The sequence below is a fragment of the Cereibacter azotoformans genome, assembly GCF_021391315.1.
GTDB classification, from domain to species: domain Bacteria; phylum Pseudomonadota; class Alphaproteobacteria; order Rhodobacterales; family Rhodobacteraceae; genus Cereibacter_A; species Cereibacter_A azotoformans.
This window is the reverse complement of the sequence record NZ_CP090021.1, coordinates 588,832-601,737: the sequence shown is the minus strand read 5'-3', so window position 1 is coordinate 601,737 and position 12,906 is coordinate 588,832. Positions and strand designations below refer to the sequence as shown.

Sequence of the window (12,906 nt, the reverse complement as noted above, 5' to 3'; positions counted from 1 at the left end):
CGTCACGCCGCCGGGTCTAGCGTCCGCCCATGGTGGCCGATCGTTTCTCGCACGTCCGGGGCTGGGTCTTCGACCTCGACAACACACTCTATCCGCCCTCCGCCCGGCTCTTCGACCAGATCGAGCGGCGCATGACCGACTGGGTGATGACCGAGCTTCGGGTGGTGCGCGACGAGGCCGACCGGCTGCGACGGCACTACTGGCACCGCTACGGCACCACGCTCGCGGGCCTGATGGCCGAGCATGGCGTCGATCCGGGCCCCTATCTCAGCCATGTCCACGACATCTCGCTCGACCATCTCGAGCGCGACATGATCCTCGCGGCCCGCATCCGCGCCCTTCCGGGGCGCAAGATCGTCTATACCAACGGCTGCGCCCCCTATGCCGAGCGCGTGCTCGAGGCGCGCGGCCTCGGCGGTCTCTTCGACGCCGTCTATGGGGTCGAGCACGCGGGCTTCCGGCCCAAGCCCGAGCGCGCCGCCTTCGAGACCGTCTTTGCCGCCGACCGGCTCAGCCCCGCCGCCGCGGCCATGTTCGAGGATGATTCGCGCAACCTCGTCGAGCCGCATGCGATGGGGATGCGCACGGTCCATGTCGCGCCCGAGGCGGTGCCGGCGCCCCACATCCACCACCACACGCTCGACCTGTCGGAGTTTCTGGCCCGGCTTCAGCCCTGATCGCCCCGGAACGCGGCATAATGCCCTAGCAATATCGCCCGTTTGCGACTATCTGTCCGACGTTGTTAACGGAGATCCTGCATGAACGCTTACGCCGACATCACCGACCTGCCGAACCACATCATCCCCCCGGTGGAGCGCCACACGCGCAAGACGAACCGCGATGACCTGGTCCTGTTCGCCTTTGCGGCCGCGCTGATCGCGATCGTGGCGCTTGGCACGCTGGCGTTCGGCCCCGTCATGCTGGGCATGACCGCGCTCGTCTTCGTGCCGGTGATGATGGGCCTTATCGTGATGATCACGCTGGGCTGATCTGGACGACCGGCGCCCACGCCTCTAGCGTCCCCGGAAACGGAGGAAACCATGGCCCGGATCGCAACCGACATTCTCGTCTCCGGCGGAGGGGTCGCCGGCCTCACGGCCGCGGCCGCCTTTGCCTCGGCCGGCTGGTCCGTGATCTGCGTCGACCCCCAGCCGCCAGTCACTTCGGCCGAAGCCGAAGGCGCCGACCTGCGCTCGACGGCGCTTCTCCAGCCCTCCATCCCGCTTCTGCAGGCGGCTGGCCTCTGGCCGCGGCTTGCGCCGCACGCCGCACCGCTGCAGGTCATGCGGATCGTGGATGCCGGCGGCCCCGTGCCCGAACCGCGCGTGGTGAAGGATTTCGACGCGGCCGACATCTCCGGCCAGCCCTTCGGGTGGAACCTGCCGAACTGGCTGCTGCGGCGCGAGATGGTGGCTCATCTCAAGACCCTGAAGAAGGTGGATTTCCGCCCCGGCACCGCGACCCGGTCCGTCCTCACCCGCGAGAGCGAGGCGCTCGTGACGCTCTCGGACGGCACGCGCGTCTCGGCCCGCCTGCTGGTGGCCGCCGACGGGCGCGCCTCTCCGGTCCGCGACGCGCTGGGGATTGCGGTGCGCACGCTGCGTTACGGCCAGAAGGCGCTCGCCTTCACCGTCACGCATCCGATCCCGCACGAGAATGTCTCGACCGAGATCCACCGCTCGGGCGGCCCCTTCACGCTCGTGCCCCTGCCCGATGCCGGCGGCAAGCCCGCCTCGGCCATCGTCTGGATGGAGCGGGGCGCCGAGGCGCTGCGCCTGAAGGCCCTGCCGCGCGCGGCGTTCGAAGCCGAGATGACGGCGCGCTCCTGCGGTCTGCTCGGGCCACTCACGCTCAATTCGCAGATCAATGTCTGGCCCATCATCAGCCAGGTGGCCGAACGCATGTCGGGCGAGCGCACGGCGCTGATGGCCGAGGCGGCCCATGTCATGCCGCCCATCGGCGCGCAGGGGCTGAACATGAGCCTCGCCGACCTGCGCGCGCTGCTGGAGCTGGCCGCCGATCACAAGGGCGATTTCGGGTCGGCCGCCATGCTCGACGCCTACCACCGGCGCCGGCACTGGGAGGTGCAGGCCCGCATCCTCGGCATCGACCTTCTCAACCGCGCCTCGATGGCCGGCGATCCCGCCTGGCGCGACCTGCGCGCCACGTTCCTGGGCGCCCTCTACGGATCGGCGCCGGTGCGCCGCACGCTAATGCGTGCGGGCCTCGGCGTCGCCTGAGCCTCAGATCACCCGGTCCACCACCGCCTTCAGCCGCGCAACCGTGCCTTCCACGTCGGCCAGCTTGTCCAGCCCGAAAAGGCCGAGCCGGAAGGTGCGGAACTCGGCCCCCTCGCCCACCTGCAACGGCACACCCGCCGCGATCTGCATCCCCTGCGCGAGGAACTTCCGCCCGGTCTGGATCTCGGGATCGTCCGTGTAGCTGACGACCACACCGGGCGCGGTGAAGCCCTCGGCGGCCACCGATTCAACCCCCTTCGCGGCCAGCATCGCCCGGACCTCCCGCCCAAGCCGCCATTGCGCCTCCTTGGCGGCCCCGAATCCCATGGCCCGCGTCTCCGCCATCGCCTCGCGGAAGCCCAGCAGCGCGTCCGTCGGCATCGTCGTGTGATAGGCGTGCCCGCCCGCCTCGTAGGCCGCCATGATGGCGCGCCACTTCTTGAGGTCGAGCGCGAAGCTGTTCGACTGAGTCGCCTCGAGCCGCTCCGCCGCGCGCGCCGAGAGCATGACCAGCCCCGCCGCCGGCGACGAGGACCAGCCCTTCTGCGGCGCCGAAATCAGCACATCCACGCCCGTGGCCAGCATGTCCACCCAGACGCAGCCGCTCGCGATGCAGTCGAGCACCATCAGCGCGCCCGCCTCATGCGCGGCCTCGGCCATGCGCGCGATGTAATCGTCGGGCAGGATGATCCCCGAGGAGGTCTCGACATGCGGCGCAAAGACCACGTCGGGCTTCACCTCGGCAATCTTCGCCACCACCTCCTCGATCGGCGGCGGCGCAAAGGGCGCGCGCGCCCCGTTGCCCGAGGGCCGCGCCATCACGACCGTCTGCTCCGCCGCAAAACCGCCCGCCTCCAGGATCTGCGTCCAGCGATAGGAGAACCAGCCGTTGCGCACCACAAGAGCATGGGCCCCGGTCGCGAACTGCCGCGCCACCGCCTCCATCGCGAAGGTGCCGCCGCCCGGCACGACGGCCACGGCCTCGGCCGCATAGACCTCGCGCAGCATGGCCGAGATGTCGCGCATCACCTGCTGGAACCGGGCCGACATATGGTTCAGCGAACGGTCGGTGAAGACGACCGAGAACTCCATCAGACCATCGGGATCGACATCCGGGCGCAGCGCGGGCATGGGGGCCTCCTTCCTGTGTCCCCGAGAGATAGCGCCGGCACCCGCCCCTGCGCCACCCGAAAAAGGTCGCAGTCCACCCGGCCTGTCGCCTCGTTCATTCTGGCCCAAATATCCTCGGGGTCCGGGGGCAGACAGCCCCCGGCCTCTCCGCTAGCCGAGCGGCCCGGGGCGTTTCTCCTCGGTCAGTAGCACATTGGCCTCGACCTGTCCCACCCCCGGCAGGGTCATGATCCTCCGCCGGAGCACGCGCTCGAAATCGGCGATGTCGCGGGCCACCACCCGCAGGCGGTAGTCGAACAGGCCCAGCACATGCTGCACCACCTGCACCTCGGGGATCGCCGTCACCGCGCGCTCGAAATCCTCAAGACTCACGCGACCCTTGGTGGCGAGCTTCACGCCGAGGAAGACGGTGACGCCAAAGCCCAGCGCCGCGCGGTCCACCACCAGGCGCCGGCCGGCGATCACGCCCGCCTCCTCCATCCGCCGGATCCGGCGCCAGGCGGCCGGCTGCGACAGGCCAAGCCGACGTCCCAGCGCGCCGGCGCTTTGCGTGGCATCCTCAGCCAGAGCCCGCAGCAGCGCCCGGTCGGTGTCGTCCAGGTCGATCACAGCGGCAACGCCTCGGCCTCGCGGATGGTGGCGACCAGCATCAGCGCCTCGATGTCCGCGATATGGGGAAGGGTCAGGATGCGGCTGCGGTAAAGCTCCTGATAGTGCTTCATGTCGCGCGCGATCACGTTCAGCCGCACATCCACGCGGCCGAGGAAGGTCTCGATCCCGATCACCTCGGGCACCTGCCGGGCGGCGGCAAGGAATTCATCGAACGCCCGCGGGTCGGTCTTGTCCAGCGTGAAGCGCAAGCTGACCTCCACCGAATAGCCGAGCTTCCGCCAGTCGATCAAAGCCTGCCGCGCGCCGATCACGCCGCGCTCGGTCAGCCGTTCCAGCCGTCGCCAGCAGGTCGCCGTGGTCAGACCGGCGCGCTCGGCCAGTTCCGCCGTGCCGAGCGATGGCTCGGCCAGCAGGTGTCGCAGCAGACGGCGGTCGGTATCGTCCAGCATGATCTGTTCACGGAAAGCCACTTCGGCGCATGATCTTTGCCAGAACCTGCGCCAATCGTCAAACTTTGCAGCCGCTCTCGTCCCGATATCCTTAGGGTGCGCATCAGTTCATCACCGAAAGGAGCGCCCCATGCGCGTCTATTACGATCGCGACTGCGACATCAACCTGATCAAGGACAAGAAGGTCGCCATCCTCGGCTACGGCAGCCAGGGTCACGCCCATGCGCTGAACCTGCGCGACTCGGGTGCGAAGAACGTGGTCGTGGCGCTGCGCGAGGGCTCGCCCTCGGCCAAGAAGGCCGAGGCGGAAGGCCTGAAGGTCATGGGCATCGCCGAGGCCGCCGCCTGGTGCGACCTGATCATGTTCACCATGCCCGACGAGCTGCAGGCCGAGACCTACAAGAAATACGTCCACGACAACCTGAAGGAAGGCTCGGCCATCGCCTTCGCCCACGGCCTGAACGTGCATTTCGGCCTGATCGAGCCGAAGCCGGGAGTCGATGTCATCATGATGGCGCCGAAGGGCCCGGGCCACACCGTCCGCGGCGAGTACGTCAAGGGCGGCGGCGTGCCCTGCCTCGTGGCCGTGCACAATGACGCGACCGGCAAGGCGATGGAGATCGGCCTCTCCTACTGTTCGGCCATCGGCGGCGGCCGCTCGGGCATCATCGAGACCAACTTCCGTCAGGAATGCGAGACCGACCTGTTCGGCGAGCAGGCGGTGCTCTGCGGTGGTCTGGTGGAACTGATCCGCATGGGCTTCGAGACGCTGGTGGAAGCCGGCTACGAGCCCGAGATGGCCTATTTCGAGTGCCTGCACGAGGTGAAGCTGATCGTGGACCTGATCTACGAAGGCGGCATCGCCAACATGAACTACTCGATCTCGAACACCGCCGAATACGGCGAATATGTCTCGGGCCCGCGCATCCTGCCCTACGAGGAGACCAAGGCCCGGATGAAGGCGGTTCTGACCGACATCCAGACCGGCAAGTTCGTGCGCGACTTCATGCAGGAGAACGCGGTCGGTCAGCCCTTCTTCAAGGCCACCCGCCGCATCAACGACGAGCACCAGATCGAGAAGGTCGGCGAGAAGCTGCGCGGCATGATGCCCTGGATCTCGAAGGGCAAGATGGTGGACCGGGCGCGCAACTGATCGCGCGACAGGCCGGAAAGGCGCCCCTCGGGGCGCCTTTCGCTTCTTGAGGGGATGGTTTATTCCAGCACCGGCTCCGCGTCCGGCTTCTGGGACGTCGGGCCATCCTTGCGCAGGAAGGCCACGCCGCCCTGCGGGCCGTCCTTGGCCAGCGTCGATTTCGGGGCGTTCGGGTCGTGGCGGCGATCCTCGACGCGCTTCTTGCTGACCATGGCAAACACGATGCCGCACAGCAGCGTGAACATGAACAGGAAGGGGATGATCCAGGCGAAGTCCATGGGCGTCTCCTTGTCGGGATGGGGCCGGAGGGCCGGGCCGGGCCCGGTCCCTCCGCAATGCCTCGACAATGCGCCCGCGCGCGGCCTTGTTCCCTCAGGCGGCGTCCTTGACGGCCGCCACGATCTCCTCGACCACATCGCGCAGCAGCGCCTCGTCCTCGCACTCGGCCATGACGCGGATCAGCGGCTCGGTCCCCGACTTGCGGATCAGAAGCCGCCCCGACCCGTTCAGCCGAACTTCCGCCTCGCGGATCACGGCCTGCACGCTCGGCGCGGTCAGGGGCTCCTGCCCGGCCGCGTAGCGGACATTCTGCAGAAGCTGCGGCACCGTCTCGAAGCTGCGGGACAGCTCCGAGGCCTTGCGCCCCGTCTGCGCCATCGCCGCCAGGAACTGAAGCCCGGCCAGCAGCCCGTCGCCCGTGGTGGCAAAGTCGGTCATGACGATATGGCCCGATTGCTCGCCGCCGAGGTTCCAGCCCCCTCTCCGCATCGCCTCGACCACGTAGCGGTCTCCCACCGGCGTCCGCTCGAGCCGCAGGCCCCGCGCGGACAGGAACCGCTCGAGCCCGAGGTTCGACATCACCGTGGCCACCAGCGTGGCATCCCGCAACCGCCCCTCCTCGGCCCAGCGGGCGGCGAAGAGCGCCATGATCTGGTCCCCGTCGGCCTGCCGCCCCTGCTCGTCGAGGATGATCACCCGGTCCGCGTCGCCATCCAGACAGATGCCCACGTCCGCGCCATGCGCCCGCACCGCCTCGGCCGCCGCCTCGGGGTGGGTCGAGCCGCAGCGCAGGTTGATGTTCTTGCCGTCGGGCTCCACCCCCAGCGGGATCACCTCGGCGCCCAGCTCCCACAGCACCTCGGGCGCTGCGCGGTACGCCGCCCCGTTGGCGCAGTCGATCACCACCTTCAACCCGTCGAGGCGCAGGCCCGCCGGAAAGGTGGTCTTGCAGTATTCCTGATACCGCCCGCGCCCGTCGTCGATCCGCTTGGCCCGGCCGATGTTGCCCGGTTGCGCCGGCTGGATCTCGCCCGCAAGGATCGCCTCGATCTCGGCCTCGGCCTCGTCCGAGAGCTTGAAGCCGTCGGGCCCGAAGAACTTGATCCCGTTGTCCTCGTGCGGATTGTGGCTGGCCGAGATCATCACGCCCAGATCGGCCCGCATCGAGCGGGTGAGAAACCCCACCGCCGGCGTGGGCACCGGCCCCAGCAGAAGCACGTTCATGCCGGTCGAGGTCAGGCCCGCCGTCAGCGCATTTTCCAGCATGTAGCCCGACAGCCGCGTGTCCTTGCCGATCACGACCCGCGGAGAGCCCGCCCCGACGGGCCGGAAATAGCGCCCCGCGGCCGCGCCCAGCCGCAGCGCCACCTCGGCCGTCATCGGATAGCTGTTCGCCCGCCCGCGCACCCCGTCGGTGCCGAAGAGTTTTCTCGTCATGCTTGCGTCCCTCCTCTCGCGGGCTCTTCCGCCTCGCATGTGACTGCCCGCCACAGAACCAGTGCCTGCCGCGTCTCGCGCACGTCATGCACCCGGAGAATCTGCGCGCCCTGCGCCGCTGCGGCAAGCGCGACGGCGACGGAGCCCACCATCCGCCGATCGGCCAGAGGCTCGCCCGAAAGGGTGCCGATGAACCGCTTGCGCGAGGCGCCGAGCAGGATCGGACAGCCGAGCCCGTGGAACAGCGACAGGCGGCGCAGGATGGCCAGATTGTGCTCGAGGGTCTTGCCGAAGCCGATGCCCGGATCGGTCACGATCCGCGATCGCGGGATGCCCGCGGTCTCGGCGGCGCGGATACGCTCCGCAAGCCAGTCATAGACATCGAGCAGCACATCGTCATAGCGGGGATCGGCCTGCATGGTCTGCGGCGTGCCCTGCGCATGCATGAGGCAGACCGGCGCCCCGCTGCGCGCGACCAGATTGGCGAGGCCCGCGTCCCACGTCAGGGCCGCCACGTCGTTCACCAGATCGGCGCCGGCCTGCAAGGCCGCCTCGGCGACCGCCGCCTTGCGCGTGTCGATCGAGACCGGAAGCGACAGCCCCTGCCCGCGCAGCATCTCGATCACCGGGGCGGTGCGGCTGATCTCGTCGGCGGCATCGACCTCGGCCGCGCCGGGACGGGTGCTCTCGCCACCGATGTCGAGGATGTCGGCCCCGTCGGCCGCCAGCGCCTGCGCCTGCGCGAGCGCGTCGGGCAGGGCCGCAAAGCGGCCCCCGTCGGAAAAGCTGTCGGGCGTCACGTTGAGGATGCCCATCACCAGCGGCCGCCCCATCGAGAGGCCCGCCAGAGGCGGACGTGGCGCGGTCAGCGGCGCCAGCACGGAGGGATCAAGCTCCCGCGCGGGCAGGATCAGCGGCGTGCGGCCGCGTTCGAGGATCTCGACACGGTCGAAGTAAAGCGGGCCCCCGGCAAGCGGAAGCGCCTCGTCGGGCCGGGCCGGATCGGCAAGCGGGATCGGACGGACATAGTGCATGGCCGGTTCATGCGGCGCATGCGCCCGGGGCGCAAGAGGGCGCGGTCAGGCGCGCTCGAGCGGCACGCGGCTTCCCGCCGGCAATATTACATCCCCGTGAACAACCAGACGCTCGGCCGCCAGCATCTCGGCCAGCCACAGCGCCAGCGCCACCGGCTCGCGCGAGTTCGGCCCGTCCACCGCGTCGAGCACCAGCTTCGACGGCGCCCAGACGATGGTCTGGCCCCGGCGCATCGCCCAGTCGATCTCGGTCCGCGTCGCCACCACCACGCAGCGCGGATCGCGCGCGGCCAGCGCCCAGGCGTTCTGCTCGATGGCCAGCAGGTCGATCCGCCGCTGGGTCGGCCGATGGCGCGTCTCGGGCCGCGGCGCGTCCGGCAGGCCCACCGCCAGCACGAGAGGCAGCCCCCGCGCCTCGAGCGCATCGAGCCGGGCGGGCAGGTCCGTGGCCGCAATGGCCGCATTGTCGAGAAAGACCACCAGCGGATGCATCGCTTCGCCGCCCTCGCCCGTCCGCCGCAGAGGCGCCTCGGCGCGCGAGCGCACGATCTCCACCCCCAGCGCCCCCGGCCCGCGGTCGAGCTTCTCGATCCGCACGAAGACCCGCATCGCCTGCGGCTCGGCCAGGATCCGCTCGGCGATCCGCTCGGCGAGGGTTTCCAGAAGGTTCAGCCTCTCGGCCGAAAGCTCGTCGGCGATGGCCTCGGTGATGCGGTCATACGAGAGGATCCGGTCCACATCATCCTGAAGCGGCGCCGGATGGGGCCGGACCTCGACCACCACGTTGAAGCGCACGCGCTGGCGGGTGCCCCGCTCCTGCTGGAAGGCGCCGATCTCGACCTCGGCCACATGGTCGCGCAAGGAGATGCGGTCGCGCGGGGCCGCGCCGGCCGAAGCCTCGGCCCGCTCTTCGGGATGGGCGAAGGCGAGGCGGATGTCGTTGGTCAAGAGAGCCTCCCGGCGTCGGTCTTCCGGCAGCATATCCCCGGCACCGGCCCCGCCTAGCGCGAAGGCGACAGGCGAGGCAAGAGGCGCGACCGATCGCGGATCACGAGCCGCCGGGTTGGCGATAGAAGAGATGCGCGCCGATGGCGGCCGTGCGCGGGAAGCGGTGCGCCCATCCCGGCCGCACGGCGCGGGTGTGGAAATGGGTGGCGCCCTGCGTCAGCTGGCGCGGCGCACCGGCCAGCATCAGCGCGGCGATCTTGCCCGCGCGCTGGAAGGCGGCCTTTTCGTGGATCGTCTCGGGCTTGCCGTCGAACATGTAGGAGAACTGGCCGCCCTGATTGACGACGCCGCAGATCGAGCCGGGATAGCCCGGACGGTCCACGCGGTTCATGATGACCTCGGCCACCGCAAACTGCCCCTGGATCGACTCGCCGCGCGCCTCGAAATAGAGCGCGGTGGCCAGGCACTTCCATTCGTCCGAGCCCTTGGACGTCACCGGCTGCGAGGCCAGCCAGGATTCGTCATAGCGCAGCGTCGGAGGAGCGCCCACAGGCTCGCCCGACGCGGGACGTTTTTCGCGGCGCACGACCGCGGCCGCCACCTGCTCAAGCCGGTGCGCAGGCACCGTCCCCAGCGCGTTCTTCTCGGAACCCAGAAGGGCCGAAAGCTGTCCGCTCAGACTGGCGGACGGGTCGTTGGACTGGCTCACCGTCACATCGGCGAAGGCCGCTCCACTCAGAAGCGTCAGCGCCACGGCGCTGCGCATCCAGACATAAAGCAAGCGCATTTACTCTGTTCCCGGTCGTTGCTGCGTCGCACGAGGAGCAGGTGGCCCAGAACCCATCCCGCGCGGAACCGGGCCGTGGCTGCCGGAAAACGCCCGGCGAGTCCAGCCGCGTGACATTTTTACAACGCTCACCAAAGCATCAAATGGGCGGGATCCCGCCCATGTTGCAGGCATGCCACGGTGACAACTTTGACGGAATCCTTGCCTAACGCATTGATCTCTCGGCGTTCGACTCCATTCGGCCGCGGATGGCCAGATGAGCGGCGGCCAGCCGAGCCAAGGGCACTCGATATGGCGAGCAGGAGACATAATCAAAGCCCGCGCGGCGGCAGAACTCGATCGATTCGGGGTCGCCCCCGTGTTCGCCGCAGATCGAGACCACCAGATCCGGCCTCGTCCGGCGCCCACGCTCGGCCCCGATCAGCAAGAGTTCCCCCACCCCGTCCACGTCGAGGATGTGGAACGGATCCTCGGGAAAGACCCCGCTCTGGACATAGGTGCTCATGAAGCGACCGGCATCGTCGCGCGAGAGGCCATAGGTCATCTGCGTCAGGTCGTTGGTGCCGAACGAGAGGAACGAGGCGTGCTGCGCGATCTCGCCGGCCCGCAGCGCCGCCCGCGGCGTCTCGACCATCACGCCCAGCCGGTAGGCGAAGTCGCGCCCGTATTTCGTGTGGACGGCCGCCGCCACCGCGTCGATCCGGGTCTTGACCAGCTCGACCTCGCGGCGGGCCGAGACGAGCGGGATCATGATCTCCGGCACCACAGGATCGCCGCGGCCCGCCACCTCGAGCGTCGCCTCGAAGATGGCCTGCGCCTGCATGTCGTAGATCTCGGGGATGGTCACGCCGAGGCGCACGCCCCGCATCCCCAGCATCGGATTGAACTCGGCCATCGCCTCGACGCGCCGCGTCACTTCCGAAAGCGGCCGGTCGAGCGCCTCGGCCAGCTCCAGCATCCCTTCGCGCGAATGGGGCAGGAACTCGTGCAGGGGCGGGTCGAGCAGGCGGATGCAGACCGGATGGCCCTGCATGATCTCGAACAGCTGCACGAAATCCGCCCGCTGCATCGGCAGGAGGCGGGCCAGCGCCGCCGCGCGGTCGGTCGCGCTGTCGGCAAAGATCATCTCGCGCATCACCACGAGCCGGTCGTCGGTGAAGAACATGTGCTCGGTGCGGCAGAGGCCGATGCCCTGCGCCTCGAACTGGCGCGCCACCAGCGCATCGGCCGGCGTGTCGGCGTTGGCCCGCACGCCGATGTCGCGCATCTCGTCGGCCCAGGACAGGAGCTTGCGGAAGCAGCTGTCGAGCGCAGGCGCGAGCATGGCGGCCTCGCCCGCCAGCGCCTCGCCCGCGGTGCCGTCCACGGTGATGAGGTCGCCCTCGCGGAAGATGCGCCCGTCGGGGGCCACGAGGCGGCGCTCGCGCGCATCGAGCCGGATTTCGGAGGCCCCCACGACGCAGGGCAGACCCAGGCCCCGCGCGATCACCGCGGCGTGGCTGGTGACGCCGCCACGTTCGGTCAGGACGCCCGCGGCGCAGTTCATGCCGCGGATGTCCTCGGGCGAGGTCTCGCGCCGGACGAGGATGCAGGGCTCGCCCCGCGCGGCCGAGGCCTGCGCGGCCTGCGACGAGAAGACGATCCGCCCCACCGCCGCGCCGGGGCTGGCCGGGATGCCGCGGGCGAAGCGGTCGCGCCGCCCCCGCGGATCGACCTGAGGGTGGAGCAGTTCGGACAGCGCGCGCGGTTCGACCCTGAGCAGCGCCTCGGCGCGGGTGATGATCTGATCCTCGGCCAGCGCCACCGCGATCCTCAGCCCGGCCCGCGAGGATCTCTGCACCTTCACCGCATCGAGCACGGCCAGGCGGCTGTCCTCGATGGTGAACTCGATCTGCATCTCCTCGCGCAGCCGGGCGCGGCAGACCGAGCCGTGACGGCAGAGCGCGGCAAAGATCTCGGGCGCGCGTTCCTCGAGCGAGGGTCCGCGCGGGTCGCGGGTGAGATAGAGCGTCTCGGCCTTGCCGTGCCAGGCGCGCGAGCGGTTGAAGAAGCGCCCCGTCACCTGCGGGGCGCCGGTGGCGGGATCGACGAACTGGATCACGCCCGAGCCCGAAATCCCCTGCCCCAGATCCTGCGCCATCTCCTGCACCACGAGGCCGAGCCGCGCCTCGGCGGGCGCGCCCTTGGCTTGGCGCAGCAGCCGCGCCGTCGTGCCCTCCCAGGCGCGGGCCATCGAGCGCAGCACCTCGGAGAGTTGCCGCGCCGGGTCCTGCGGGAAGGGTTCGTCCATCTCCTCCTGCCAGGCGTGCAGCGCCGCCCTCAGCGCCTCGGACGAGGTGCCGTCGGTGTCGAAGGTCTCGGGATCGAGGCGCGCGACATGGATGGCGTAGCTCTGGATGAAGCCGAGATAGATCGCGTCCGCGGCCTCTTCGCCGTGGATGCGGGCAAGCGCGGCGTGGCGGGCCGCGTTCATGCCGATGTTGAGCACGGTGGCCGGCCCGCCCCAGTCGGAGTTTTCCGGGCTGGGCCGGACGGACACGAGGGGCGTGGGGCCAAAATCGGCAAGGATCGCGGCGCAATCGACCGGATGGCCCGTGGCGATGGCGCGGACGGTGGTGGCGGGCAGGGCCACGGTAACGGGCACCGGCAAATCGAGCCGCACGAGGCGCTGCAGGCACTTGGCCCGGAAGCCGTGCGTGCCCAAGGTGATCGCCGCGGTGGGCGTGATGCGGTCGAAGTCGGCGATAGGCTCGATTTTCTGCACTGCGGCGCTCCCTTCAGGGCAGGATACGCAACCGGACCGGGCAAGCAAGCGGAGAGGTGGGAAGCGGGGGTT

General features: G+C 69.7%; 13 protein-coding genes. 4 read left to right on the top strand and 9 right to left on the bottom strand.

Annotated features, from left to right (window positions below; translation table 11 throughout):
• Nucleotides 1–29: 29 nt before the first annotated feature.
• The 3 genes from LV780_RS03005 (at nt 30) to LV780_RS02995 (ending at nt 2,240) form a co-directional block, all read left to right on the top strand.
• On the top strand, nt 30–677 hold the full coding sequence (locus LV780_RS03005; protein WP_101340533.1) for a pyrimidine 5'-nucleotidase: 648 nt from the start codon (nt 30–32) through the stop codon (nt 675–677).
• A gap of 81 nt (nt 678–758) precedes the next feature.
• Nucleotides 759–989 (top strand): hypothetical protein, encoded by a 231-nt coding sequence (locus LV780_RS03000; protein WP_011907711.1) that lies wholly within the window; start codon nt 759–761, stop codon nt 987–989.
• A gap of 51 nt (nt 990–1,040) precedes the next feature.
• Nucleotides 1,041–2,240 carry a UbiH/UbiF family hydroxylase gene (locus LV780_RS02995; protein WP_101340532.1) on the top strand — a complete coding sequence of 400 codons (1,200 nt, stop codon included), beginning with the start codon at nt 1,041–1,043 and terminating at the stop codon, nt 2,238–2,240.
• A gap of 3 nt (nt 2,241–2,243) precedes the next feature.
• Here the strand turns inward: LV780_RS02995 and LV780_RS02990 are convergent, their stop codons facing one another.
• The 3 genes from LV780_RS02990 to LV780_RS02980 all read right to left on the bottom strand — a co-directional run bounded on the left by LV780_RS02990 (nt 2,244) and on the right by LV780_RS02980 (nt 4,432).
• Nucleotides 2,244–3,371, bottom strand: coding sequence for an aminotransferase class V-fold PLP-dependent enzyme (locus LV780_RS02990; RefSeq protein ID WP_108221064.1), 1,128 nt, complete (start codon nt 3,369–3,371; stop codon nt 2,244–2,246).
• Between the two features lie 150 nt (nt 3,372–3,521).
• Nucleotides 3,522–3,980 (bottom strand): Lrp/AsnC family transcriptional regulator, encoded by a 459-nt coding sequence (locus LV780_RS02985; protein WP_101340531.1) that lies wholly within the window; start codon nt 3,978–3,980, stop codon nt 3,522–3,524.
• Nucleotides 3,977–4,432, bottom strand: coding sequence for an Lrp/AsnC family transcriptional regulator (locus LV780_RS02980; RefSeq protein WP_011907707.1), 456 nt, complete (start codon nt 4,430–4,432; stop codon nt 3,977–3,979). The genes LV780_RS02985 and LV780_RS02980 overlap by 4 nt, the downstream gene beginning before the upstream one ends.
• A 130-nt stretch (nt 4,433–4,562) precedes the next feature.
• On the opposite strand from LV780_RS02980, the gene ilvC reads away from it, so the two are divergent.
• Complete coding sequence (gene ilvC / locus LV780_RS02975; RefSeq protein ID WP_011907706.1) at nt 4,563–5,585, top strand: ketol-acid reductoisomerase; 1,023 nt, start codon at nt 4,563–4,565, stop codon at nt 5,583–5,585.
• Between the two features lie 59 nt (nt 5,586–5,644).
• Here the strand turns inward: ilvC and LV780_RS02970 are convergent, their stop codons facing one another.
• From LV780_RS02970 to LV780_RS02945, 6 genes are all read right to left on the bottom strand, one after another.
• Nucleotides 5,645–5,863, bottom strand: a complete 219-nt coding sequence (locus tag LV780_RS02970; protein ID WP_011907705.1) for a hypothetical protein — start codon at nt 5,861–5,863, stop codon at nt 5,645–5,647.
• Between the two features lie 94 nt (nt 5,864–5,957).
• Nucleotides 5,958–7,301: a phosphoglucosamine mutase gene (glmM, locus tag LV780_RS02965; RefSeq protein ID WP_011907704.1), complete on the bottom strand. Its 1,344-nt coding sequence runs from the start codon at nt 7,299–7,301 to the stop codon at nt 5,958–5,960.
• The gene (gene folP, locus LV780_RS02960; protein ID WP_117344878.1) at nt 7,298–8,335 is read right to left on the bottom strand and encodes a dihydropteroate synthase; all 1,038 of its coding nucleotides are present in this window, start codon (nt 8,333–8,335) and stop codon (nt 7,298–7,300) included. The genes glmM and folP overlap by 4 nt, the downstream gene beginning before the upstream one ends.
• Nucleotides 8,336–8,380: 45 nt before the next feature.
• The gene (locus tag LV780_RS02955) at nt 8,381–9,283 is read right to left on the bottom strand and encodes a dihydroneopterin aldolase (protein ID WP_108221066.1); all 903 of its coding nucleotides are present in this window, start codon (nt 9,281–9,283) and stop codon (nt 8,381–8,383) included.
• A gap of 100 nt (nt 9,284–9,383) precedes the next feature.
• A complete protein-coding gene (locus LV780_RS02950) occupies nt 9,384–10,070 on the bottom strand; it encodes a cell wall hydrolase (protein WP_101340528.1) in 687 nt (228 codons plus the stop codon).
• A 205-nt stretch (nt 10,071–10,275) separates the two neighbouring features.
• The gene (locus tag LV780_RS02945; protein WP_011907700.1) at nt 10,276–12,834 is read right to left on the bottom strand and encodes a putative PEP-binding protein; all 2,559 of its coding nucleotides are present in this window, start codon (nt 12,832–12,834) and stop codon (nt 10,276–10,278) included.
• Nucleotides 12,835–12,906 lie beyond the last annotated feature (72 nt).